At 52.7% G+C, this 22379-nt stretch carries 28 protein-coding genes; 17 read left to right on the top strand and 11 right to left on the bottom strand.

What is annotated here, in order from left to right:
* Positions 1 to 50 precede the first annotated feature (50 nt).
* Entirely contained in the window at positions 51 to 1082 is a 1032-nt protein-coding gene (locus ACS5NO_RS05800) for a galactitol-1-phosphate 5-dehydrogenase (protein WP_439414254.1), read from the top strand.
* Between the two features lie 374 nt (positions 1083 to 1456).
* Here the strand turns inward: ACS5NO_RS05800 and ACS5NO_RS05805 are convergent, their stop codons facing one another.
* Complete coding sequence (locus ACS5NO_RS05805) at positions 1457 to 1873, bottom strand: hypothetical protein (protein WP_439414255.1); 417 nt, start codon at positions 1871 to 1873, stop codon at positions 1457 to 1459.
* A gap of 38 nt (positions 1874 to 1911) precedes the next feature.
* The gene (locus ACS5NO_RS05810; protein ID WP_439414256.1) at positions 1912 to 2334 is read right to left on the bottom strand and encodes a hypothetical protein; all 423 of its coding nucleotides are present in this window, start codon (positions 2332 to 2334) and stop codon (positions 1912 to 1914) included.
* 80 nt (positions 2335 to 2414) lie between these two features.
* Here ACS5NO_RS05810 and ACS5NO_RS05815 point away from each other — a divergent pair, with 80 nt between their 5' ends.
* The 8 genes from ACS5NO_RS05815 (at position 2415) to ACS5NO_RS05850 (ending at position 10078) form a co-directional block, all read left to right on the top strand.
* Positions 2415 to 3497, top strand: coding sequence for a Gfo/Idh/MocA family protein (locus tag ACS5NO_RS05815; protein WP_439414257.1), 1083 nt, complete (start codon positions 2415 to 2417; stop codon positions 3495 to 3497).
* 53 nt (positions 3498 to 3550) lie between these two features.
* Entirely contained in the window at positions 3551 to 4402 is an 852-nt protein-coding gene (locus tag ACS5NO_RS05820) for an META domain-containing protein (protein WP_439414258.1), read from the top strand.
* Positions 4403 to 4425: 23 nt separating this feature from the next.
* Positions 4426 to 5697, top strand: a complete 1272-nt coding sequence (locus ACS5NO_RS05825; RefSeq protein ID WP_439414259.1) for an McrC family protein — start codon at positions 4426 to 4428, stop codon at positions 5695 to 5697.
* A gap of 98 nt (positions 5698 to 5795) precedes the next feature.
* The gene (locus tag ACS5NO_RS05830; RefSeq protein WP_138989493.1) at positions 5796 to 7115 is read left to right on the top strand and encodes a gluconate:H+ symporter; all 1320 of its coding nucleotides are present in this window, start codon (positions 5796 to 5798) and stop codon (positions 7113 to 7115) included.
* A 209-nt stretch (positions 7116 to 7324) separates the two neighbouring features.
* Positions 7325 to 7789 (top strand): RidA family protein, encoded by a 465-nt coding sequence (locus ACS5NO_RS05835; RefSeq protein ID WP_138989492.1) that lies wholly within the window; start codon positions 7325 to 7327, stop codon positions 7787 to 7789.
* A 19-nt stretch (positions 7790 to 7808) separates the two neighbouring features.
* Entirely contained in the window at positions 7809 to 8918 is a 1110-nt protein-coding gene (locus ACS5NO_RS05840) for a D-TA family PLP-dependent enzyme (protein WP_439414260.1), read from the top strand.
* A gap of 39 nt (positions 8919 to 8957) precedes the next feature.
* The gene (locus ACS5NO_RS05845) at positions 8958 to 9626 is read left to right on the top strand and encodes an SGNH/GDSL hydrolase family protein (protein WP_150875927.1); all 669 of its coding nucleotides are present in this window, start codon (positions 8958 to 8960) and stop codon (positions 9624 to 9626) included.
* 2 nt (positions 9627 to 9628) lie between these two features.
* Positions 9629 to 10078 carry a hypothetical protein gene (locus ACS5NO_RS05850; RefSeq protein ID WP_439414261.1) on the top strand — a complete coding sequence of 150 codons (450 nt, stop codon included), beginning with the start codon at positions 9629 to 9631 and terminating at the stop codon, positions 10076 to 10078.
* Between the two features lie 192 nt (positions 10079 to 10270).
* On the opposite strand, the gene ACS5NO_RS05855 is transcribed toward ACS5NO_RS05850, so the two are convergent.
* Both ACS5NO_RS05855 and ACS5NO_RS05860 read right to left on the bottom strand, forming a co-directional pair.
* Positions 10271 to 10633 (bottom strand): hypothetical protein, encoded by a 363-nt coding sequence (locus ACS5NO_RS05855; protein ID WP_138989488.1) that lies wholly within the window; start codon positions 10631 to 10633, stop codon positions 10271 to 10273.
* A gap of 273 nt (positions 10634 to 10906) precedes the next feature.
* Positions 10907 to 11803: a diacylglycerol/lipid kinase family protein gene (locus ACS5NO_RS05860; protein ID WP_439414262.1), complete on the bottom strand. Its 897-nt coding sequence runs from the start codon at positions 11801 to 11803 to the stop codon at positions 10907 to 10909.
* 142 nt (positions 11804 to 11945) lie between these two features.
* Here ACS5NO_RS05860 and ACS5NO_RS05865 point away from each other — a divergent pair, with 142 nt between their 5' ends.
* Positions 11946 to 12995, top strand: coding sequence for an App1 family protein phosphatidate phosphatase (locus tag ACS5NO_RS05865; protein ID WP_439414263.1), 1050 nt, complete (start codon positions 11946 to 11948; stop codon positions 12993 to 12995).
* Positions 12996 to 13031: 36 nt separating this feature from the next.
* On the opposite strand, the gene ACS5NO_RS05870 is transcribed toward ACS5NO_RS05865, so the two are convergent.
* Entirely contained in the window at positions 13032 to 13748 is a 717-nt protein-coding gene (locus ACS5NO_RS05870; protein ID WP_439414264.1) for a carbon-nitrogen hydrolase family protein, read from the bottom strand.
* A gap of 23 nt (positions 13749 to 13771) precedes the next feature.
* Entirely contained in the window at positions 13772 to 14161 is a 390-nt protein-coding gene (locus tag ACS5NO_RS05875) for an MmcQ/YjbR family DNA-binding protein (protein WP_439414265.1), read from the bottom strand.
* Between the two features lie 121 nt (positions 14162 to 14282).
* Here ACS5NO_RS05875 and ACS5NO_RS05880 point away from each other — a divergent pair, with 121 nt between their 5' ends.
* A complete protein-coding gene (locus ACS5NO_RS05880) occupies positions 14283 to 14738 on the top strand; it encodes a DUF4488 domain-containing protein (RefSeq protein WP_439414266.1) in 456 nt (151 codons plus the stop codon).
* Between the two features lie 54 nt (positions 14739 to 14792).
* Here ACS5NO_RS05880 and ACS5NO_RS05885 read toward each other — a convergent pair whose 3' ends face one another.
* The gene (locus ACS5NO_RS05885) at positions 14793 to 16199 is read right to left on the bottom strand and encodes a BamA/TamA family outer membrane protein (RefSeq protein WP_439414267.1); all 1407 of its coding nucleotides are present in this window, start codon (positions 16197 to 16199) and stop codon (positions 14793 to 14795) included.
* Positions 16200 to 16403: 204 nt separating this feature from the next.
* On the opposite strand from ACS5NO_RS05885, the gene ACS5NO_RS05890 reads away from it, so the two are divergent.
* Entirely contained in the window at positions 16404 to 17714 is a 1311-nt protein-coding gene (locus ACS5NO_RS05890; protein ID WP_439414268.1) for an MFS transporter, read from the top strand.
* Positions 17715 to 17808: 94 nt separating this feature from the next.
* Here the strand turns inward: ACS5NO_RS05890 and ACS5NO_RS05895 are convergent, their stop codons facing one another.
* On the bottom strand, positions 17809 to 18441 hold the full coding sequence (locus ACS5NO_RS05895; protein WP_439414269.1) for a transposase: 633 nt from the start codon (positions 18439 to 18441) through the stop codon (positions 17809 to 17811).
* Positions 18442 to 18572: 131 nt separating this feature from the next.
* Positions 18573 to 19406, bottom strand: a complete 834-nt coding sequence (lgt, locus tag ACS5NO_RS05900) for a prolipoprotein diacylglyceryl transferase (RefSeq protein WP_439414270.1) — start codon at positions 19404 to 19406, stop codon at positions 18573 to 18575.
* Positions 19407 to 19551: 145 nt separating this feature from the next.
* Between lgt and yidD the strand changes: the two genes are divergently transcribed.
* From yidD to ACS5NO_RS05915, 3 genes are all read left to right on the top strand, one after another.
* Positions 19552 to 19761, top strand: coding sequence for a membrane protein insertion efficiency factor YidD (gene yidD / locus ACS5NO_RS05905; RefSeq protein WP_222930262.1), 210 nt, complete (start codon positions 19552 to 19554; stop codon positions 19759 to 19761).
* A gap of 117 nt (positions 19762 to 19878) precedes the next feature.
* Positions 19879 to 20256 carry a co-chaperone GroES gene (locus tag ACS5NO_RS05910; RefSeq protein WP_138989479.1) on the top strand — a complete coding sequence of 126 codons (378 nt, stop codon included), beginning with the start codon at positions 19879 to 19881 and terminating at the stop codon, positions 20254 to 20256.
* 53 nt (positions 20257 to 20309) lie between these two features.
* Positions 20310 to 20750 carry a DUF4174 domain-containing protein gene (locus ACS5NO_RS05915; protein WP_439414271.1) on the top strand — a complete coding sequence of 147 codons (441 nt, stop codon included), beginning with the start codon at positions 20310 to 20312 and terminating at the stop codon, positions 20748 to 20750.
* A 25-nt stretch (positions 20751 to 20775) separates the two neighbouring features.
* Here the strand turns inward: ACS5NO_RS05915 and ACS5NO_RS05920 are convergent, their stop codons facing one another.
* On the bottom strand, positions 20776 to 21246 hold the full coding sequence (locus tag ACS5NO_RS05920; RefSeq protein WP_439414272.1) for a hypothetical protein: 471 nt from the start codon (positions 21244 to 21246) through the stop codon (positions 20776 to 20778).
* Positions 21247 to 21373: 127 nt separating this feature from the next.
* Between ACS5NO_RS05920 and ACS5NO_RS05925 the strand changes: the two genes are divergently transcribed.
* Positions 21374 to 21727 (top strand): hypothetical protein, encoded by a 354-nt coding sequence (locus tag ACS5NO_RS05925; RefSeq protein ID WP_439414273.1) that lies wholly within the window; start codon positions 21374 to 21376, stop codon positions 21725 to 21727.
* 125 nt (positions 21728 to 21852) lie between these two features.
* On the opposite strand, the gene ACS5NO_RS05930 is transcribed toward ACS5NO_RS05925, so the two are convergent.
* A complete protein-coding gene (locus tag ACS5NO_RS05930; RefSeq protein WP_439414274.1) occupies positions 21853 to 22101 on the bottom strand; it encodes a hypothetical protein in 249 nt (82 codons plus the stop codon).
* A gap of 119 nt (positions 22102 to 22220) precedes the next feature.
* Between ACS5NO_RS05930 and ACS5NO_RS05935 the strand changes: the two genes are divergently transcribed.
* Entirely contained in the window at positions 22221 to 22361 is a 141-nt protein-coding gene (locus ACS5NO_RS05935) for a hypothetical protein (protein ID WP_439414275.1), read from the top strand.
* Positions 22362 to 22379 lie beyond the last annotated feature (18 nt).

A 22379-nucleotide genomic window follows, 5' to 3' on the forward strand; every position in this document is an offset into this window, starting at 1 on the left:
CTGTTCACCACAAAAAAGTAGAATTTAATTCTGCGGGTCCGTCAAAAATTATGAAAGCTCTCGTCCTAACTGAGTACAAACACTTTGAATTACAAGACCTTCCCCGCCCCAGCCCCGGCCCATCCGATGTGCTGGTGAAGGTCCAGGCCGTAGGGATTTGCGGCAGCGACGTCCACGGCATGGACGGCAGCAGTGGCCGGCGGATTCCTCCCATTGTGATGGGGCACGAAGCCGCCGGGATCGTGGTGGAAACCGGCGAAAACGTTAAAAATTGGCACATTGGCGACCGGGTAACCTTCGACTCCACCGTCTATTCCTTAGACGATTGGTACAGTCGGAAAGGCATGTATAACCTCAGTGACGGTCGTGAAGTCCTGGGGGTTTCAACCCCGGATTTTCGTCGGCAGGGGGCTTTTGCAGAGTTTATCGTGGTGCCGCAGCACATCCTCTACCAGATTCCCGACAACGTCAGCTATACACAGGCAGCTTTGGTCGAGCCGGTGGCGGTGGCGTTGCACGCCCTGAGTCTGACGCCCATTCAGGTGAACGATACGGCGGTGGTCGTGGGTTCGGGCATGATTGGCCTCTTCATCATTCAGGCGCTGAAACTGGCGGGGTGTGGTTCCATCATCGCTGTCGATCTGGACGATGATCGCCTGGCGCTGGCGCTGAAACTCGGTGCAACCGTCGGTCTCAATGCCCGTGAGAAAGACGTTACGGCGGAGGTTCAGGCCTTGACCCACGGACGCGGGGCCGATGTTTCGTTTGAAGTCGTTGGCATTGCGCCCGCTGTAAAAACCGCCATCGACTGCGTTCGGAAAGGCGCAACGGTGACGCTGGTGGGGAATCTGTCGAAATCGGTGGAAGTGTCGTTGCAGGCCATCGTGACCCGTCAGTTGCGGTTGCAGGGCTCCTGCGCCATCAACGGCGAATACGAAGCGGCTCTGGCACTGATTTCGTCCGGTAAAATCGACGTCGAAGCCATTCTGAGCGCGGAAGTGCCCCTGACCGAAGGAGCCAGTTGGTTCCAGCGGTTGTATGAAAAAGAAAAAGGATTGATCAAGGTGGTGTTGAAGCCATAACCAACCTGCTCCCAGGTCGATAATTTCGATATTCGTTATTCAACATTCAGAAGTTGTTTGAATTAAGGCCGGAGGCCTGTCCTGTCAATAGGCAACCTACATCAGCTAGTGGTAGCTCCGGAGGAGCGGCCTGAAAATGTTTATAGACCGCTCCTCCGGGGCTACCACTAGCTGATGTAGGTTGCCTATTGACAGACCGCCCTTCCAGGGCTCTTTCCGATCAACTCAAACTGCTTGTCAGTGTTCGATATTCAAGTCAGGCCAATGAAAGGACTGTGTCTAAGTATTGAATAACGAATATCGAACACCAAATAACGAATATCGAATAACGAACACTGAATAACGAAAAATCAGTAAGGGTAAATCTTCCTGGTTTAGGGGGCAGCCTCATAACGAAGCGAATACATCGAAGCGCCGTCGTGCGAGTAATCGATCACCAGATCGGTATCGCTGAGCAGCAGAATGTGAAGTTCGGAAATCGCAACACAACTCATACCGGCACAGTACGGGCCGTTACTTCCGGTTTTAACCACTTTCAGAATGGACTTTTGCCGGGTTAATTCCGTTGGAGAGCAGCAAAGATTAGCCTGATTTTCGTATTTAACGGTTCCATCGGCCACAAACTCAATCACTTCCGGCGGGGTCAACGTCCGCCAGTTTTTCCCGTTTTTTCCTATTTCCACCGCTTTCCAGCGTTTATAGAGTTTATCGGAGGGCGAAACGTAGGTGTCCGACTGGTCGCAAGCCAGAAAAACCATTGCGGTGAACAGAACGTAAAGGGCGGTTTTCATCGGGGGTGAAATAGAGAGAATAACAGCGACCGATACGATTAGTTGGCCGGTTTATATTTCATAACATACTGACCAGCCGGGTAGGAGGAGCCAAATACACTCTCCACGATCAATTCGTTAGCCGTTAACGCAACCAGTTTCAACTCCGAGGGGGATGCGCAATCGACGTACTCACAACCGGGGCCTCCGTATAGTTCAGTAACCTTCAGCGTCTGTTGGTTGCGTTCAAATCGGACGGGCGAACAGCAGGGCGGTTTGGTGTTGTGATACAGAATGCCGCCATCGCTGCGAAACTCGATTTGCCACACATACGATACCGGTTTCCAAGTTTCCGTACCACTTTTTGTCTCCACCAACTCCCATTTCCGGTAGAGCCAATCGGAAGGGGAGGCTTCTTGTTTTGATCGGTCACAGGAAGTGGAAAGGGTTAAAATCAGCGCAAATAAAATCAGTAGTTTCATGACTTTTCTACATTTGTAAAGAGGAGCCATTTGGCAAACCAATCGTTGGATTGCATCCTATAATTAATTTAATTCTTTTCATGTCCCGAATCCTGAACATCGCCCTGATCGGCCCCGGCAAAGTAGCTCATAATCACGCCCGGGCAGTTTTAGAAACTTCTGACACCAAACTCGTTGCCATCTACGGCCGGAATCATACCAAAGCGGACGAATTTGCCAATCAATACGGCATCACGGCGTATTCCGACATTTACGACATGGTCGACCGCGAGAATGTCGACATCTGCATCGTTTGCACCCCGCACCCCGCCCACCGCGTCGTTACCGTGGCGGCCCTGGAAGCCGGAGCGAATGTGCTGGTCGAAAAACCGCTGGCGTCGTCGCTGGCCGACTGTGATGCCATGATCAACGCGGCCCGGAATGCCAACCGGCAACTCGCCGTGGTGAGCCAACGGCGGTTTTATGAACCCTGTATGCGGATGCGTCAGGCAATCGACGACGGAAAAATCGGAAAACCGGTGCTGGGCATGGCGCAGCTATTCGGCTGGCGCAGCGAAGAATACTACCGCAGCGATCCCTGGCGTGGTTCGTGGGAACACGAAGGCGGGGGCGTTCTGGTCAATCAGGCTCCCCACCAACTGGATTTGCTGCTGTGGTACATGGGCGAAATGGAGGAAGTCTACGGCGTTTGGGCAAACCTCAACCACCCCGACATTGAAGTCGACGACACCGCCGTGGCCATTGTTCGTTTCAAAAACGGTGGTATTGGCAATGTGATCGTCAGCAATTCGCAAAAACCGGGACTCTACGGAAAAGTGCATATTCACGGCCAGAACGGTGCGTCGATTGGCGTTCAGACCGATGGCGGATCGATGTTCATCGCAGGCATGACGGGCATTCAGGATGCACCCTACAACGATGTGTGGTCGGTGGTGGGCGAAGAAGATCAGCGGCTGGTCTGGAAAGCGGAAGATGATGCGGTTTTCAACAGTGTCGATTCGTCCAGTCACTATTTTTCGCGGCAACTGGCGGATTTTGGTCAGGCCATTCGCGACGGTCGCCGTCCGCTGGTGACGGGCGAAGAAGGCCGCAAAGTGGTCGCTTTGTTCGAGGCCATTTACGAATCGACCCGCACCCGGCAGCCCGTTCGATTGAGTTCCTAGGCGGTATTCAACAAAATCCGATGCGTAACGTTCTGGAAGTAACGCATCGGATTATGAAAAAACTGGCACAACTTGTTTACCTGAGCGGCTTCCTGGTGCTGGCAGATGGTTGCCGAAAACCACCCTCAGAGGCATCAAAACCAGCGGAAACCGTCGACATCATGGCGATGGACGCGGGTAGCAAACGGCGGCAGGGCGTTGACTTTACAGCCCAGGGCGCCACACCGACCTGGACGCTGGACATTGATTTTGCCAAAATCATTCGTTTTCAGACCCAGAACGGCCCGCTGCTGACGGCCGCCGTCCCCAAGTCACAACGCGATCCGCGTGGTAACGGTATTCTGTTCGATGCCCCGCTGATCGCCAGTGCAACCGGGTCAAACAGCCGATCCGCCAGCCGTTCGGCAGCGGCCACCCGGCGCGAGGGGCGACTGAAGGTGGTCATTAGTCCGGTGGTGTGCCGGGATACCCGTTCCGGCCAGACCTTCGCGTACGGCGTGACGATTGAAGCCAACGGCCAGCGCTACAGCGGTTGTGGAACGTTTCTCAACGGCGCGACCCGGCTGAACAGCCAGTGGGTGCTGGAAACTTACCGCGGGCAGCGGCTCCACGCCGAGCAGTTTGTAAACCGGCAAATTCCGACACTCGACATCAACTTGAAAGAGAACCGGTTGCAGGGATTCACCGGCTGTAATACCCTGAACGGCCAGGTGAAAGCCGATGGCGATAACGTCCGGTTCGAGGCCCTTTCGACGACGCGTCGGGCATGTCCCTACAACTTCGAAAGCGGTTTTCTGACAGCTTTGCAAAGCGTAACGCTCTACCGCATCAGCAACAACCGCCTGACCTTGCTGGCCGACGGCAAGTACGTGATGTCGTTTCGGAAAATGGTTGAGAAGAAGTGAGTACCCACTGGTAAACCAACGTGATGACGCTTTCCATTACCGAATACGGCCTCATCCGGCGCATCCGGGATTTTCCGGATCAGCCGAATTCGCTGACGGAATTGTTTCTGGCCGATGTCGCCTTTGAATCCCTCAAAAACTTCGTGACCGACAACGAAGCCGATGCGGTGATGACGTTTTTTCTGCAACGGGGTCGGGAGTGTATTAGGGTGAAAAACTACGTCGGTTTGCTCGAAACCAGAGACGGAACCCAGCTTGAGATTTTGCCCAAAACCGCCGGCGAAGTACCGGACGGCCCCCGTGCCGCCCTGCTGCGAATGTTGCTTCATCTGCGCAACAGCCCGTTTCGACCTGTCGAGTCAGTGCGGCTGGGCATCAGCCGACTACCCTTGTGGGAAGTTTTTATCGCGATGTTTCTGGACGAAGTGACCCCGCTCCTGACGCGGGGCTTGCAGAAGTCATATGTGTCGCAAACGACGAATCAGCGGTTTTTGAAAGGGAAGCTGGAACTGGCGGAGCAGATCCGGCAAAACCGCTACCACGCCGAGCGTATGGTCGTCACGTTCGACGAGCATACGACCAATCTCCCCCCCAACCGCCTGCTGAAATCCGCTCTAGAATTTGTGCAGACCCGCGCCCGGACGGTTCCCAACCAGAGCCGCATCCGTCAACTGCTGTTTGCGATGGATGACATCCCGCCGTCGGACCGGATTGCGGAGGATTTGCGGACCGTTGCGACGGGCAACCGGCTTTTTGTACACTATCAACCGGCTTTGCGCTGGGCCGAAGCCCTGCTGAGTGGCCGGGCTTTGGGTCTGGCGGCTGGTAAACACCTGAATTTGGCGCTCTTGTTTCCGATGGAACGGGTTTTTGAAGACTACGTTGCGGCCGGGTTTAAACGGTATGTCACCACGGGCGACCTCGTTGTACAGGAAGCGTCGCAGCACCTGATCGATAACCACAGCGGACTGCGGAAGTTCAAATTGCGCCCGGATCTTATTCTGCGCCAGAACGGCGTAACGACGGTTCTGGATACCAAATGGAAACGAATCGATGCCACCAATTCCGCCGGAAACTACGGCATCGACCAGGCCGATCTGTACCAGTTATATGCCTACGGCAAAAAATACAAAGCTTCTGAACTGGTTCTGATTTACCCGGCCACTGCGCTTTTTCAACAGCCGCTCGATCTCTTCGGCTACGACGAGTCTCTGCACCTGCGCGTCGTTCCGTTCGACGTAAATGTGCCGCTGGAGGAAGCAGTTTTGAACGTAATGATGAATGATGAACGATGAACGACGAATGAGCTGACGCGTATAATTCATAACTCATAACTCATAATTCATAACTCATTACTATCTTACGCCCTCCTAAATAACCTCAATCTTCCTAAATGCCACTTCTACTCACTTTTCTGGGCATTCTGGCCCTGGTATTTCTGATCGCCTTTGTCAAGATCGATACGTTCATTTCGTTCGTTCTGGTGTCGCTCGCCATTGGGCTGGCGTCGGGAATGGATGTTGCGGCAGTTGGCAAATCCATTCAGACGGGCATCGGCGGAACGCTGGGCGAACTGGTTCTGATCGTCGGATTTGGAGCCATGCTGGGCCGACTGGTCGCCGAAAGCGGAGCCGCCATGCGGATTACCAACGTCCTGATTAAAATATTTGGGGTCAAAAACCTTCGCTGGGGTCTGGCCCTGGCCGGTTTTATCATCGGGATTCCCCTGTTCTACAACGCCGGTTTTATCATCGTTTTTCCGCTGATCGTCACGATCACGGCTTCGTCGGGTTTGCCGATGATGACCGTGGCCGTTCCGATGCTGGCGGCTTTGTCGGTGGCCCACGGCTACCTGCCTCCGCACCCGTCGCCCGCGGCCATTGCCGGGCAATTGGGGGCCAACATTGGCCGGACGTTGATTTACGGGATCATCGTCTCGATTCCGGCGATTGTCATTGCGGGGCCGATTTTCGGAAAAACCCTGTCGAAATACCAACCCAAAATTGACCGGGATCTTTTCAACGTCAAAGTGATTCCCGAAGACCAGTTGCCCAGTGCGGGTATCAGCTTTTTCGTAGCACTGTTGCCGGTTCTGTTGCTGACGCTGACCGGCCCCTTGAAGGCGGTTTTCACGGAAGGTTCTGCTGGTCATCAGGTCGTTACGTTGCTGGCCGAGCCGTATATCGGGATGTTGCTGTCGGTGCTGGTGGCGGTGTATACGCTGGGCATTCAGCGGGGGCAGACGATGAAAGTGGTCATGAAAGACCTCGAAGAAGCCATCAAAGCCGCTTCGCCGGTCTTGCTGGTGATTGCCGGAGCCGGGGCGTTGAAGCAGATTTTTATCGACAGCGGAACAAGCAAATACATCGGGTTTATGTTGCAGGGCGTGGATATTTCGCCCCTGTTGCTGGGCTGGGGCATTGCCGCCGTCATCCGGGTTTGTGTCGGTTCGGCTACCGTAGCGGGCCTGACAACCGTCGGGATCATTCTGCCGCTGATTCAAGGGAACCCCAATATCAAACCGGAACTGATGGTGCTGGCCATTGGCTCCGGCAGCCTGATGATGTCGCACCTGAACGACGGCGGTTTCTGGCTTTTCAAGGAATATTTTAACCTGAGCATCAAAGAAACGCTACAAACCTGGACCGTCATGGAAACAATTGTCTCCATTGTGGGACTGTTGGGCGTTTTAGCATTAAATTTGGTGGTTTAAAGACGGTTTTCAGTTTTTGGTTTACGGTTTTCGGTGGCTGACGCATTCGTGGACAGCCTGCGTCAGCCACCGAAAACCGTAAACCAAAAACTGAAAACCAACTAGTTTATATGGAATACACCTCGCACATGTATCTGAATCTCGGGCCTGAACCCGATAAAAACTTAACATTTGGGCCTGAGCCTGACCATCTCGCAGAACCTGCACTTATGACTCCTGACGAAAAATTCGCCCAACTGGGGCTGACCCTGCCGCCCGCGCCGAAGCCGATGGGCGTGTACAAACCGTGTTTGATTGTCGACAAATTCGTCTACGTTTCCGGCCATGGGCCGGTGAAAAACGACGGAAGCCGCATCATCGGCCGCATTGGGGCCGATATGAACATCGACGAAGGCAAACTGGCGGCTCAGCAGGTTGGCCTGACCATTCTGGCAACCCTGAAAGCCAAGTTTGGCACCCTGAACAAAATCAAACGCGTCATCAAAACGCTGGGCATGGTGAATGCAACGGACGACTTTGAGCGGCATCCGTTTGTCATCAACGGCTGTAGTGAGCTTTTTGTGGCGGTTTGGGGAGAAGACAATGGTGTTGGCGTTCGCTCGGCCGTCGGCATGGGCACCCTGCCGGAAAATATCCCGGTCGAAATTGAAGTGATGTTCGAACTGGCGGACTAAAACCCAATTCCTGTTTTTCATGGATGAATACCTGGTTCACAACGTTCAGTTGATCGATTCCCCGGCCCTGTTGATCTATCCCGAACGCATTGCCGACAACATCAAAACCATGCTGGACATGGTGGATGGCGACGCCGACAAGCTGATTCCGCACGTCAAAACGCACAAAATGGCGGAAGTTGCCAAAATGCAGGTCGAAGCGGGCATCACCAAATTCAAGTGTGCCACCATCGCCGAAGCCGAAATGCTGGCCGATACCGGCGCACGACACGTCCTGATTTCCTACCAACTGACCGGCCCGAAACTCCACCGGTTTTGCGAACTGGTGCAGGCTTACAACTGGGTCGAATGGGCGTCGCTGGTCGACAACCTGGCGTCGGCGGAGGAACTGGCGAGGGAGTTCGAGAAAACCGTTCATAAACCCGTGATTTACATTGATGTAAACCTTGGCATGAACCGCACGGGCCACGTCGTCGATGATGAACTGGAAGCCTTGTACCGGCAATTGAAAGCCGATGACCGGCTGGACCTGCGCGGTTTTCATGGCTACGACGGTCACATTCGGGATGCGGACGTGGCACTTCGCCAGGTTCATGCCGATGCGGCCATCAAACCGCTGGAAGTGCTGGCCGACAAATTGGAGCAGGAAGGGCAACCGCGCCCGGTAATGATCGTGGGAGGAACGCCGACTTTTTCCAACCATGCCCACCGCCCCAACGTCTGGTGCAGCCCCGGAACCTGCCTGTTGTGGGATTGGGGCTACGGCGCTTTACTGACCGAGCAGCACTTTCAATGGGCCGCCCTGCTGCTCACCCGCGTGGTGTCAAAACCGGCACCCGGTGTGGTGACCACCGATCTGGGACACAAAGCCGTAGCCGCCGAAAATCCGTTGGCGAAACGGGTGAAGTTTCTGAACCTGACGGGCTACGAAATCACCGGACAAAGCGAGGAACACCTCGTTTTGCAGGTTGAAAACTGGGATGCCCTTCAGGTTGGCGATGTATTGTACGGGGTGCCGTATCACATTTGCCCCACGGTGGCGCTGCACGACGAAGCCCAAGTAATTCTGAATGGCGAAACCACCGGTCGCTGGGCCATTGAAGCCCGTAAACGCCGGATTACGTACTAACACGCTGTAACCAACCCCCTAACCTGACACAAATTGATCATGCGTACGTTCCCTATTCTCCTGCTCACCTTCATGTGGCTGGCACTCACCCCGTCGAAACCGGTTCGCGTTGTTTTTTTTGGTGATTCCATTACGCAGGCGGGTGTGAAGCCCGGCGGTTACATCACCCGCATTGGCGACATGCTGAAGAAACAGAACCTGTCGAATGAATATGAACTGGTTGGCGCCGGTATTGGTGGAAACAAAATTTACGACCTGTTTCTGCGCATGGATGAGGATGTTCTGGCCAAACAGCCGACGGTTACGTTTGTGTATGTGGGCGTGAATGACGTCTGGCACAAACGCACCTACGGCACCGGCACCGACCCCGACAAGTTCGTGAAGTTTTACGATGCGGTAATCAAAAAACTACAGGCGGCTGGCAGCAAGGTTATTCTCTGCACGCCCGCGGTCATTGGAGAAAAAACCGATTATTCCAACGATCAGGATGGGGATTTGCAGCACTATTCCACGCTGATCCGCGAACTGGCCGCCCGGCATAATCTGCCCCTCTGCGATCTGCGGAAGGCTTTTCTGGCGTATAACCTGAAAAACAACCCCACCAATGCCGAAAAAGGCATTCTGACCACCGACCGGGTGCATTTGAACGATACCGGGAATCAGTTGGTGGCCGACGAAATGTACAAACTCATGGTGAGTGCGAAATAAAAATGGTTGGTAAAAAAGGAAAATACATCCTGTTCGGACTCGTGGCTTTGCTGGTGGCCTACATGGTCTATGATGCGGGCTCAGAACCCGGAATCAATGACTTGAAAGGAACCTACCGGGAAGTGGCGATGTACCGGAATGAGAACAATACCGGCCCCATCGTCCGGATTTATGCCGTGATGGTGAAGGATACGCTCTGGGAGGAAATGCGGCAATACGGCGATTTTATGCTGTACACCAAATACGGAACCACCAAAGTCTATTTCTTTCCGGAAAGTCGGCCCGCGCCCACGCAGGTTTTTCCGAAGCGGCCCCATTTTGATAAAAAGTATGAGTCATCCTGCCTGGCGGTGTATGAGAAAGACGCAATGAGCCAGGTAAGCTTTCGCAAAATGCCGTTTACTCAGCAAACCGCCGAGGACAGGCACGAACTGATCGTGGGGGCAAAATAATAGAGGGGCGCTACGATGCGTACGGTAACAAAAGACCCGGTTGATCGGCAAACGCTGATCAACCGGGTTTGTTTTTTACGATGGTGTGGATATGGTTTCAATGTTTTATTCAGATTAGAGAAGATAGACGTGAGACAGGAGACTACTGAAATTTAAGTTGATACTCTCTTTTCTTACTTCTCTTGTCTATTTCTACACTTCAAACGGCAGGTCGTATTCTTTAATGATGGGTTTTGAGGAGCGGGTTTTGACTTCCACTTTGGCTTTCAGCGGAAAACCCAGCACCAGCGAATTTTTGATGTATTGATCTTCGTGAACCATCCAGGAGTAGCTTTCCAGCAGGTACTCATCGACCCCCGCTTTGTGCGCCTGATAGGCCAGTCGTTCCACAAACAGGGGTTCGTAGTTGATGATGGTTCCCATATAGATGACCTGAATGCCGGGTCGTGACTCGTTGCCCAGTTCCGTACAACCGAGAACGGCGATTTTCAGCGACGAACCATCTTCGAGGTCTTTAACGGCCCATTCATCGATCACGGTTTTTACATTAGCCATTGTTGCGTTGTTTTGCGTTAAACGATGGCTCAAAAGTAGGGCAGCAGGGTAGGGCATGCTACCCTGATTTAACAACTGGCGGTTTTGGATCAATAACGGGTGGAAATCGGCAAACCCGGGGTTTTGTTCGAAGCGAAGAAAGTAAGACTTATGTCTGATCATTTCGTCACAGTGACAAATTGCCCCGTTCCCCTAAAGGGGACTTCAGAATCCGGAAGATCTGCGTCCAAGTCCCCTTTAGGGGAACGGGGCAAAAGCGAAAGTCCTAGAAAGCTAAACCGATGTGTTTTCCGGCAAAAGCACCCGCAACAAGCCCGGCGCAATCTCGGCGGTGATTTCCCGGATTCGGCCCCGGTATTCGCCGTCGATCTGAAAATAAGCTTTCCGTTTGGTGATGATGTGAACGGAGGTCGCCGGGAATATTTCGATGTGTTTGGGATCGAACGGCCGGAAATGGATGAACATCCGGAAAATGGCCAGCAACGAGAGTTTACGAATGACCACCACCTCAAATTTGCCGTCGGCCACGTCGCCATCGGGGTTGATCACCGCCCCCGTTCCGTACATGCGGGCGTTGGCCAGCACCACCATGAAAGCCGCCCGGTGCACCACCTCGTTGCCCGTGTTGACCTGAATGCGCAGCAGCCGTCTCCGCATCAACACCCGCAATACGCCCCGCGCGTAGCCGAGTTTGCCCCGCATCTTGCCTTCTTCGAAATACTTGACCAACTGGGCATTCATGCCGATGTCGCTCAGGTGCAGGCAGTGTTCGGTGCCGTTGATGCCAATCAAATCGATCGGTTTTTCGACTCCATTGACCACCACCTCCAGGCTTTCCTCCAGGCTCGACGGAATGCCCAGTTCTTTGGCCATGCCGTTGGCCGAGCCCGCCGGGAGAATTCCCATCGGCAGGTTGGCGGTTAGGGCATGTTCGGCCACGAATTTGATGGTGCCATCGCCACCCACAGCCACCAATCGGTCGGGTTGGTAGGATTCGATGAGTTTTGGAAGTTCCTTGTCGTCGTTTTTACCGTCCAGGAGGAACAGATTAGCCGAATGCGGTTGTTTTTCGAAGAAAGAACGAATGCCTGATTCCCAGGTCGATTTGTCCTGTCCGCCGGAAATCGGGTTGATGGCGAACAGAAATTTTAACTTTTTAGCTTCCGGCATGTTCCTGAGTTAATTAGAATTAGTTTTCGGTTTACGGTATTTGGTTTACGGTGGCTGCCGCATTCAACATCGGCCTGCGGTAGCCACCGTAAACCGAATACCGTAAACCGAAAGCAGATTAACTATCTGTAATAAACAAAGAATGAAGGCAAGTGGCGGAATAAAAGATAAAATCTTAACGTGGCTCCGAATTTCGGACAAGCCCGTGGTGAAAGTGTACCGGGGCTACGTCCACCAGCAGAAGGTTGTGGTGTTTGGTCATGTGTTGCGGGTGAGCCCGATGCCCCGCCAGAAATACCGGCAGAATTTCTGGATCAACACTTTTGCGTTGCTGCGGCTTTTTATGATGCGGCCGGTTTCGGGCGCGACCGTCAAAGTGAGGGGTATTGCGGAAGATGTGCGGTTTGTTACCGAAAAAGACGGTTTTTTTCGGCTGGAATGGACGCCTGATGAACCCTTCACGCCCGGCTGGCATCCGGTGAAAGTCGATTTGATTACGGCCAACCTCGGGCCCGACGATCCGGTTGCTACGGGGCAGGGTGAAGTCTACCGGCCGCATTCGACCCAGTTTGGTATTGTTTCCGACATCGACGATACGTTTCTGATTTCGCACTCGTCCAACCTCCGCAAGCGGCTGCACGTTCTGCTGACCGAAAACGCCCATAGCCGCGATCCGTTTGAGGATGTGGTGACGCATTACCAACTGCTGGCTCGCGCCGGAACGGAAGGGAATGCGACAAACCCGTTTTTCTACGTGTCGAGCAGTGAATGGAACCTGTACGACTACATTCTGACGTTCTGCGAAAAAAATGACATGCCCAACGGGATTTACCTCCTGAGCCAGATCAAACGGTTTCGCGAAGTCTGGAAAACCGGTCAGAATAAACACGTAACCAAATTTGCCCGGATTGTCCGGATTCTGGAAGCCTTCCCGGAAATGAAATTTGTGCTGCTGGGCGACGATACGCAGGAAGATCCCAACATCTACAGTTCATTGGTCTCCCATTTTCCGCATCAAATCCGGTGTGTGTATCTGCGCCGGGTTCACAGGCAGAATGGCGTTCGAACCCAGGAATTTGTCGATCAGATTGTTGCTGCCGGGGTGCCATGCTGTTATTTCAGCCACAGTTCCGAAGCGATTCGGCATTCGGAAACCGTGGGGTTGGTGGCGAGTCGGGAGATGAAAAAATAGAATTTTCTCAGTCCTTTCCAATGGCTCCTCCTGGTGTTATAATCCGGTTCCGGTTTCCAGGTCGATGATCAGAATCCCCTCATCAACGTCATTAAGTTGTCTGATTAATTCGCCTTTGGTGTTCCAGATGGCTGAGCGACCGGCACTTTCAAAATTGTCACAATAGCCCACGCAGTTGGAAACAAAAACCGTCATGGCGTAAGTTCTGGCGATCGCAGACAGCGTTTCACTGGCTTTTTCCATGCCAGGGGCCGACTTTGCCACGCTGGCCAGGTAGACTGTTGCGCCGTTTTGGAAGGCCTTTTCCGAATGTTCCGGAACCGACAATTCGTAGCAAATGGCGAGAGCTATGTTGGCTTTGTCGCCCAGAAAACACAGGGTGCTCTGCCCGCTGACAAAAAACGGTTCTTCATCCGCGTGTAAGTACGCTTTTGAATACAGATGCCGGGGCTGATGCGGTTGGAAAATGAGCAGACTGATCCAGATGCCCTCCTCGCTTCGGATCGGGACGCCTACGCCAATCGTAATCCGGTGGGCGTCGCTGCGGGTCTGAAAAACATCGAACCGGTTGTCGTCCGGGGTCGTTGCCAGGTCGGCGGCCAGTTCCGGTTCGTAGCCGGTCAGAGATAGCTCAGGAAAAATGAGGAGGTCGGCGCCGTCGGAAACGGCAAGGTCGATGAGGGTTTGGTGGTTGGCAATGTTGTGCGCAATGTCACCTTTGACGGGGCGGGTCTGGGCTATTCCGATTTTCATAGCAAGCCTGGTTTTAAGCCGGTTCAGCGGGGTTCGGATGAACCCGTTCGGGCTTCCCATTCCGCCAGTTGCTTTTTGGTGGCCAGCCCCCGCCAACTGAGTTCCAGAATTTCAGCCAGCAATTTCCGGTCGTATGGATGGATCCACATGCAGACATAAGGGTAGCCTTTGAAATGATCCGGCAGATGAAAAATTTCGGGATGGCTGTCGAGGTAAGCATCGCGGATGGCAAAATCGAGCCGGATGGGGATAAATTCGCCGGATTCGTGCAACCGACACATCAGTTTGCCCCGCACTTTGATAGACGGCGTATTTTCGTGCGAAACGCTTTCTTCGGTTCCCGGAAAGCGGAGCGCAATCGTTCGTACGGGTTCGAAATCCGACGGGTTAAAATGGACGGTTCTGGGTTTCATTTTTAGGGCTGAATGTCAGTAGCCAATCAAAATTACACTGACCGACAAGGTGAGAAATTAATCGCAAAGACCACTACCTTTACCGATTGACAAGATAACGAAAAACCGTCCCCAAGTAAACATGAAATTCACCTTTACATTAGCCCTGATTGCCCTAAGTCTTGCCTTTGCCGGCTGTGAAACCAAACCTGGCGCGTTGCCACTCGTCGGCACCTGGGAACTGATTTCGGCTACCGCCACCGAGAAGGATTCGACGTTTTCGACGTTTAATCCGAAACAGAAAATGATTAAAATTATCAATTCAACCCATTTCGCCTTCCTCAACCACGCCCTGCCGACAGAAAAAGACTCGACTGCTCCGGCGTTTACGGCAGGCGGGGGCAGCTACACCTTAGTGGACAGCGTCTATACTGAAAACCTGGAGTATTTCATTGACAAAGCGTGGGAAAATCACAAGTTCGAATTTGTGGTGCAACTACACGGGGATACGCTGATTCAAAAAGGCGTTGAAAAACTGGAGAAACTGGGAATTGACCGGATCATTGTGGAGAAATACCGGAGAGTTACGAAGGAATAGCGATACGCAAAACCGTTAGCCGGTTTTTGGGATGCGTTTTGCCGGGAAGCGGTTTTACAAATCGTAGGTGAAGTTAAAGAAAACACCGGTCTGGCCCTGCCGGTTGACGGAGTAACTGATGCGCCCCACAATGTTGTAAAACGTGGCAACGTCCAGTGCCAAGCCCCCACCGTAGAGCCACGAATTCGCCAGACGGCTGTTGTATTCCTGCGCCAGCGTGCTGTTGACATACCCCATATCGCCAAACAGACTGAGGTACAACGCCAGCGGAACGGTATTGAACTGTTTCATCGGCATCCATCGGACCTGTTTTCGAACGTTCAGCAACTGGTATTTCAGCGTGTTGCGAACCAGTCCATACCGTTGCCCGTCGATTACATACAACTCGTAGCCCCGAACAAAATCCGACAAATAGCCCAGACCGCGCAGGTTGGTATACGGCTGACGCTCGGGCCACGAAAGTTTGCCCCGCACGCTGTTGCTGGCGTAAAACTTCGCGCCCAGTGGCCAGTAGCGGGTATAATTCGCCATAATTTCAATCAGCCGCACATTGTCGGACGGCAGAAGCCCGTATTGATTGGCGGTCAGGTTGAGGTAATGCCCCCGCAGCGGATACGCCACGGCATCGCGCCGGTCGTGCGTGAAGAGGTAGCTCAGCAGAAAATACCGCTGTTTGGTCTGGCCGTTCAGAAAATAGTCGGGATTCAGCCGGGCAACGGTATCGGCAATCGAATTGCGAACCAGCCGGAGTTCCAGGCGGTGGAAGTTGTAGAACTGGTTCCGGCGGGTCAGGATGACATTGGTGAAAAACCGGTCGCGCATCAGATCCTCGCTTCGAAAATACACCAGTTTATCAAGCGCCGAGCGGTAGGCCACTTCCTTGTTGGTCTGGTAGGACGCCCCGAAACTGATGCCGGTTTTCTGCGCTCTGTCGATGTAGGGGAGCGAGTAGACCACCTGGGTTCGGCGCGTAAATCCGAACTCGAAAATGGCGTTGATTTTGTCGGCATTGCCGGTCACATTTTTGTAGTTCAGACGTGCTCCGTAAATCGTTCGGCGGAAGCTGCGGCCCCGTTCATACCACCATTCGTTGAAGTTGCGGTCGGCCAGGTCGAAAACCGGGATCACAAAAACGTACCAGCGTTCCTTTAGATTGATCTCGATGTCGATCTCGCTTGCACTGACTTCTTTCGCCGTCACATCGACGGTGATAAACAGGTTGGTATTGGTGACTTTTCGCTGGTCCCAGGCCAGCTTTTCGGTCAATTGCGGGCGTTGGATGGTATCGCCGGCTTTCACTTCCAGTTCGCGCAGGATGATGCGCTCCCGCGTCCGGTGGTTTCCGTGAATGTGGACCGACCGAACCACCCAGTAATCATGCTGCACGGTATCGGCAACGGCGGATGGTTTTGCCGTCGAATCTGCCAAAGACAACGACCAGAAAAGTAAGGATAGTAGCATCAAACGAGTGCCATTGACGAAGGCATCTTCAAAAGTACCGCAATAAAAAAATAGGTAAAAACAATCTTCGAATCTTGCAACAAAATCCTTATTATTGTCAGAATCGAGTCACTTTTTGGCTCCTCCGCTAACCTAAACATACTTCTTCCCGTCGTTTTTCTTATGAAAGAAAAGCCCCACCTACGTTTCTGGCAAATCTGGAACATGAGTTTTGGATTTCTGGGTATTCAGTACGGCTTTGGTTTACAGCAGGCCAACATGAGTCCCATTTTCCGGTATCTCAATGCCGAAGAATCCGCCATTCCCATCCTCTGGCTGGCGGGTCCCGTCACCGGTTTGCTGGTGCAACCCATTATCGGCGCGATGAGCGACCGGACATGGTCTAAACGCTGGGGGCGTCGAAAACCGTATTTCCTCGTTGGCGCACTCATCACCAGCTTCGCCCTGATTATGATGCCCAACTCGTCGGCGCTCTGGATGGCCGCCAGCCTGATGTGGCTGCTCGATGCGGGTCTAAACATCACGATGGAGCCGTTTCGGGCGTTTATCGGTGATAAATTAAATAACCAGCAGCGGAATCTGGGGTTTGCCGTTCAGAGTTTCTTTGTCGGTTTCGGGCAGACGCTGGCCAATCTGATGCCGTTCATTTTGCCGATTTTTGGCATCGCCATGGCGGCTACGGGGGCCAATCTGATCCCCGACTTTGTTAAATACTCGTTTTACATCGGCGGTGTTGCGATTTTGGGAGCGGTGATCTGGACCATGTATACGACCACCGAATATCCGCCCGAGAATATGGAAGAGTTTGAGCGGATGAAAAAAGAAAAGCGCGGGGTTTTTCACGCGTTTGCCGAAGTATTCGATGCCTTTCGCCACATGCCGGCCACCATGAAGCAGCTCTGGTGGGTGAAATTCTTTACCTGGTACGGTTTGCCGCTGATGTGGCAGTATCTGTCGCTGGCCATTGCCCGCCATGCCTTCGATGCGCCGGATGCGAAAATCAACCCCGAAGGGTTTGCCAAAGGGCTGGAATGGAGTAATTTGTGTTTTGCCCTCTTCAACGTCGGCTGTTTCGGGATCTCGTTTTTGCTGCCGCCGATTGCCAACCGGTTGGGCCGACGCAGCACCCACGCGGTTTTTCTGACCATCGGCGGGCTGGGTTTCCTGTCCATGCTGTTTTCGCACGACAAATACATCTTCCTGGTCGGCATGACGCTGGTTGGCCTGGCCTGGGGCTCCATCATGTCGATGCCCTACGTCATGCTTTCCACCTCCGTTCCCAAGGAGCGGATGGGCGTTTACATGGGACTGTTCAACGGTTTTATCGTCGTTCCGCAGATTATCAACAACATGACGATTGGCTTTCTGTACGAGACCGTCTTGAACAGCGATCCGCGCAATGCACTGGCACTTTGCGGGGTTTGCCTGATTCTGGCCGCCGGGGCGTGTTTCCTGGTGAAAGAAACCAATCAGGCGGAAGAAGCGGCCTTTCCCATTGGAGCCGGAGGACATTGATGAAACGAGACAAGAGAGGTGAGACGTGAGCGTAAAGACCAAACCATTCGCAGTTGTCTTTATTCTCATGTCTCACCTCTCTTGTCTCGTTTATCTATTTCAAATCCGCCAGCTTGCTCAGGTCAATGTCTTCGAGCGTGGCTTTGATTTTGCTCATCTCAACGCCGTTGCCTTTGGTCGTTACGATGAACCGATTGTTGATCAATACCGCAATTTCGCCGTTTTTGCTTTCGTTATCGTATTTTTCGTAGGCTTTGTAGTCGCCAAACTTGGTGGTTTTTTCGTAACCGTTTTCGGTTTCCTTGTCCACTTCGATAATCGACCAGGCGGCCAGGCCCATCAAAGCGCCGGTGCCGCCCGCATCGACGATGTTCACTTCGATGGATTGGCTATCGTCGTCGTTGCGGTATTCCCCTTTGGCGGTGGAGATGTTGAAACCGACCATGCCGTTTTTCTCGCCGGTGGCTTCCTTGCGGGCCAAACCGTCGGCATCGGCGGGGAGCATTTCTTTCAGTTTGCGGAAATCGACGGTTTCGACAGGGCCATTTTTCTGCATTTCTTCCGCCTGGTCGGCCATTTTTTTCAGCGCATCGACGCTTTCGCTGGCCGAAATCGAGGTGCCGTCATCGTCCGATGATTCGGCTTTTTCTTCTTCTTTGTTGCCACCACAGCTCATCAATAGCGTAGCCGCCAATAGGAAAACGGGCACTGATTGGATCAGTTTCATTCGTAGATTGGATTGGTTAAGTCAAGAGTTTTTTACCCCAACCGGCTGGCACCGGTGGAATTGGGGCAAAGAAAGAAGGATTCTGTTTACAACGTATTCATTATTGAGTCAGCGGTAACAAATATCGACGGCTACCGGTTTTTTCCGGAACTCTGCAGAGCCGCTTGTTTCCGGAAACTCACCACCAGTAAATAAATACCGGCCAGTACGGCAGGAATGCTCAGGATTTGACCCATATTGAGGGCCAGCGTTTTTTCAAACTCGACCTGATCCTCTTTCAGGAATTCGTAGAAAAACCGCAGTCCAAACACGCCGATCAGGAAGATGCCGAGCAAACTGCCCCGGGGTGTATTCTGCTTGTAGCGGTTCCAGAACCAGAACAAAAAGAGGCAGATGAACAGGCACGAAATGGCTTCGTACAATTGCGCCGGGTGGCGGGGAATCTGTAGATACTCCGTGTTGTTAACAAAGACGAATCCCCAGGGAACATCGGTGGGTCGACCGACAATTTCGGAGTTCATCAGGTTACCGAGCCGGATGAAACAGCCGCCCAGGGCCACGGCAATGACGATGCGGTCGGTCACCCAGAGGAACGTCTGTTGGGTAGCCAGGCTGGATTTCCGGCGGGAATAGAGCCACAAACCGGTCAGAATCCCGACGGTGGCACCGTGGCTGGCCAGTCCGCGGTAGGGGGGAAGAATCACCTCCAGCGGGTTTTTGAACAGAACTTCGGGTTCGTAGAAAAGAAAATGGCCGATTCGGGCACCGAGAACGGTGGCAATGACCATGTAGAGGGTCAGGGCATCGATGTCGCTGATGGGTTTGCCTTCGCGTTTGAAGATGTAGAGCATGATTTGCTGGCCCAACAGAAAGCCGAGGGCGAACAGGAGACCATACCAGCGAACGGAGAAAGAGCCGATAGAAAACAATTCGGGATTAACGTCCCAGATGATGTAGGAGAGCATTCGATTTCGTGACGTGTTAAAAAATAGACCCGCATCGGCGGCTCAGGGTTTGAGTTCTGCGGCCCAACCGGCTGGTTGAAGAGCTGGCCCGGCGCGGATTGCAAGCAAAGATAGAAAAGATTTAATGAAGGACTTGTTATCCATTATGAAAACCGTGTTGATTGGTTTCGTTCGATTTTACCAGGGCGCCCTCTCGCCCTACCTGCCCAATTCGTGCCGGTATACGCCAACCTGCTCGCAGTACATGATTGAAGCCGTGCAGAAATACGGCGCTTTGAAAGGCGGAGAACTGGGTTTAAAGCGCATCGCGCGCTGTCATCCGTGGGGCGGCAGCGGCTATGATCCGGTTCCCTGATGGGGGTGGAGATCGGTCGCAGGCTGACATTTTGTCGCAAAATCCGGGGTAGCCTGATTATTGATCGGGGTGGCTGGCGACGGTTACCGGCGCAAAAACGACTACTGATTGACAACCATGGAAATAACGGCAGATAACCGATTGAGACGATTGATCGTTGTGGGGGACCGGGTGCTGGTGAAACCCAAAAACCCGAGTGAACGTACCAACAGCGGTTTGTATTTACCACCGACCGTAACGGAAAAAGAACAGGTGCAGAGCGGTTACGTCATCAAAGTGGGACCGGGGTATCCGATTCCTTCGCCGTCGGAAGAGGAACCCTGGAAGGAAACCGAAGAAAAAGTGAAATACATGCCACTCCAGGCCCTGGAAGGCGATCTGGCCATTTACCTCCAGCGCAACGCCATCGAACTGGAATACGAAGGCGAAAAATACTGCATCGTTCCGCAGTCGGCCATTCTGTTGCTGGAACGTTCCGAAAACCTCTTCGATTAAAAAAGGGTTATGGGTAGTGAGCCGAAACCGAGGCTCTTAAAACCCTTGACGGTATGCAGATGGTATGGTTGATGGGAGTACTGCTCAGTATGACCCTGGTTGGCGCCATAGAAAATAACGGTTTTCAAAAGAAATCTCTGAAAACCGTGCTGGATGAGAAGCGGAACGACCGGCGCATTTTGCTGGTGTATGGGACTGATCCGGCGCAACCTGCGTTTTTGCAGCAGCAAAAAATCCTGCAAACTGAAAAAGCTGGCCTGGATGAACGCGACCTGGATGTAATCATGCTGACTGCCGCCGAACTGCCGGAAACCGACCGGCAGTTTCTGGTAAAAAATGCGTTTCAGTTAACCCCATCCGACGTTTTCAAAGGCTGGCTTATCGGCAAAGACGGTGGGGTAAAACACACGTTCAAAAAACCGATCAAACCCGGCGAAGTATTCCGCATCATCGACAGCATGCCCATGCGGCAGGCGGAAACCCGCAGACAGTAGAAAACAGGGGTGCAATCCGTGAACGTTACATCAAATTCAACTGAACCACGACCGACAGGAACTGGTAACAACCCGCTTTGATTTTGGAAAATTCGTCGGATAAACCGGCAAACTGGCTGGGAATGGCCTTGTAGCGGCCGAACTGAGACTCTCCGCACGGAAGTGGTGTGGCTGAAACGCAGGTAGAACGGTCGCAGATCAGGTCGGTATGCAGGCGCGTAAACCACACTTTCAGCCGGTTCAGGCTCTGTTGGTAATCGAAGGCGCGCTGGCGAAGATTCTGGTGGTTGAATTGCTCCAAAACATCATCCAGGAGGGTCATCAACTGCTCAATTTCCTGTTCGTAGCTCGTCAGGGTAAGGGCCCACCGCTTGTTTTCGGAATGACAATTTTCCAGTTGATACATTTCCAGATCGGCAATTGAATTCTTTAGCGGTTCCATCGTATTCATATTTTCCGTAAAGCTGCTGGTTCGCCCGGACCTTCGCCATGACATTCGTCAGTTTTTGACGTGAGGATTGTTAATTCGCGGCAAAGCACAGATCAGCCGGTTGGCTAACGGATCTCATTCCCGGGCGGTCTTTTCGCAGCGACTTTTGTGTCATCAATTATTCCTTACGACGATGAACACGAAACTCGCTTTTCCCGCCCATTCCGTTGCCGATCAGCCCACTCACTTAAACTGGCGCACCCGGTATAACCGTGCCATCAATGTTCTGGAAACCGGCGATTACCGGTTTACGGTCATGGTGGCCCTGCTGATCATCCAGAGTTGCGTCATAACGCCGGCTTCGCTGCTGGTTTTTCAATATTTTGATTTCGGTTACAGCGACATTTTTGCCGGTGTCGCGGTGGTTAGTTTCTTCGGCGTCCTGGTGTCCAACCTGGGCCTGTTGTCCGTCCGGTTTTGTGTCCAGCTTTTCACCGTTAATCTGCTGCTTCACATTGCGATGATAGCGGTCCATTTCCTGCGCTAAGCATTTTCTGCCACGGCTTCTGCCTGACTGAATGCCATCGCTCTCAAATGCCTGGATGAATATCTACAAACAATAAAGCCCCCTGACCACACTGGTGCGATCAGGGGACTTTGTTGTTCGGCCGGTTAAATAAACGGCTGTGGTTGCGGGGTTTGGATGTTTACCGCCGACTTGATCCGGTTTTGGAGTTCCAGATCCAGAATTCGGGCGTATTCCGTCCATTCTTTATCAGCAGACGTAAAGTCATCTCCTCTTTCTTTTTCATCTGCTTTGTAATGCTTCTCGGCATCTTTGACATAAGCAGCCGCCAGGTTGATGGCATAAGCATACATTTTTTGAATCTCATCAAACGAAAGGTCACTTAGATTTTTCATGGGTTTATGTCTGGTATACGTTCTTAACTACCGGACACCGCGAAATGTTAAGCCAACCTTTGAGTCGGTTTCTTTCTTACCTTTGCTAAGACAAGCACCTTTAAAGACCGGTAAGGAATATGGATGGTACGCTATGGGCTCTGGGTTTGAGTCTTATTTTGCTGTGGATCGTCAAACAACGGCGTCAAATCACCCAACGCATCTACCTGTTTGCCGGGTTGATCCTGATTATTGCCTATTTGTTTATTCGTTTCTGGTGAGAAAGGAAAAGAAAAACG

This window comes from Larkinella fluvii, from assembly GCF_051857545.1.
In the GTDB taxonomy this organism is placed as follows: Bacteria; Bacteroidota; Bacteroidia; order Cytophagales; family Spirosomataceae; genus Larkinella.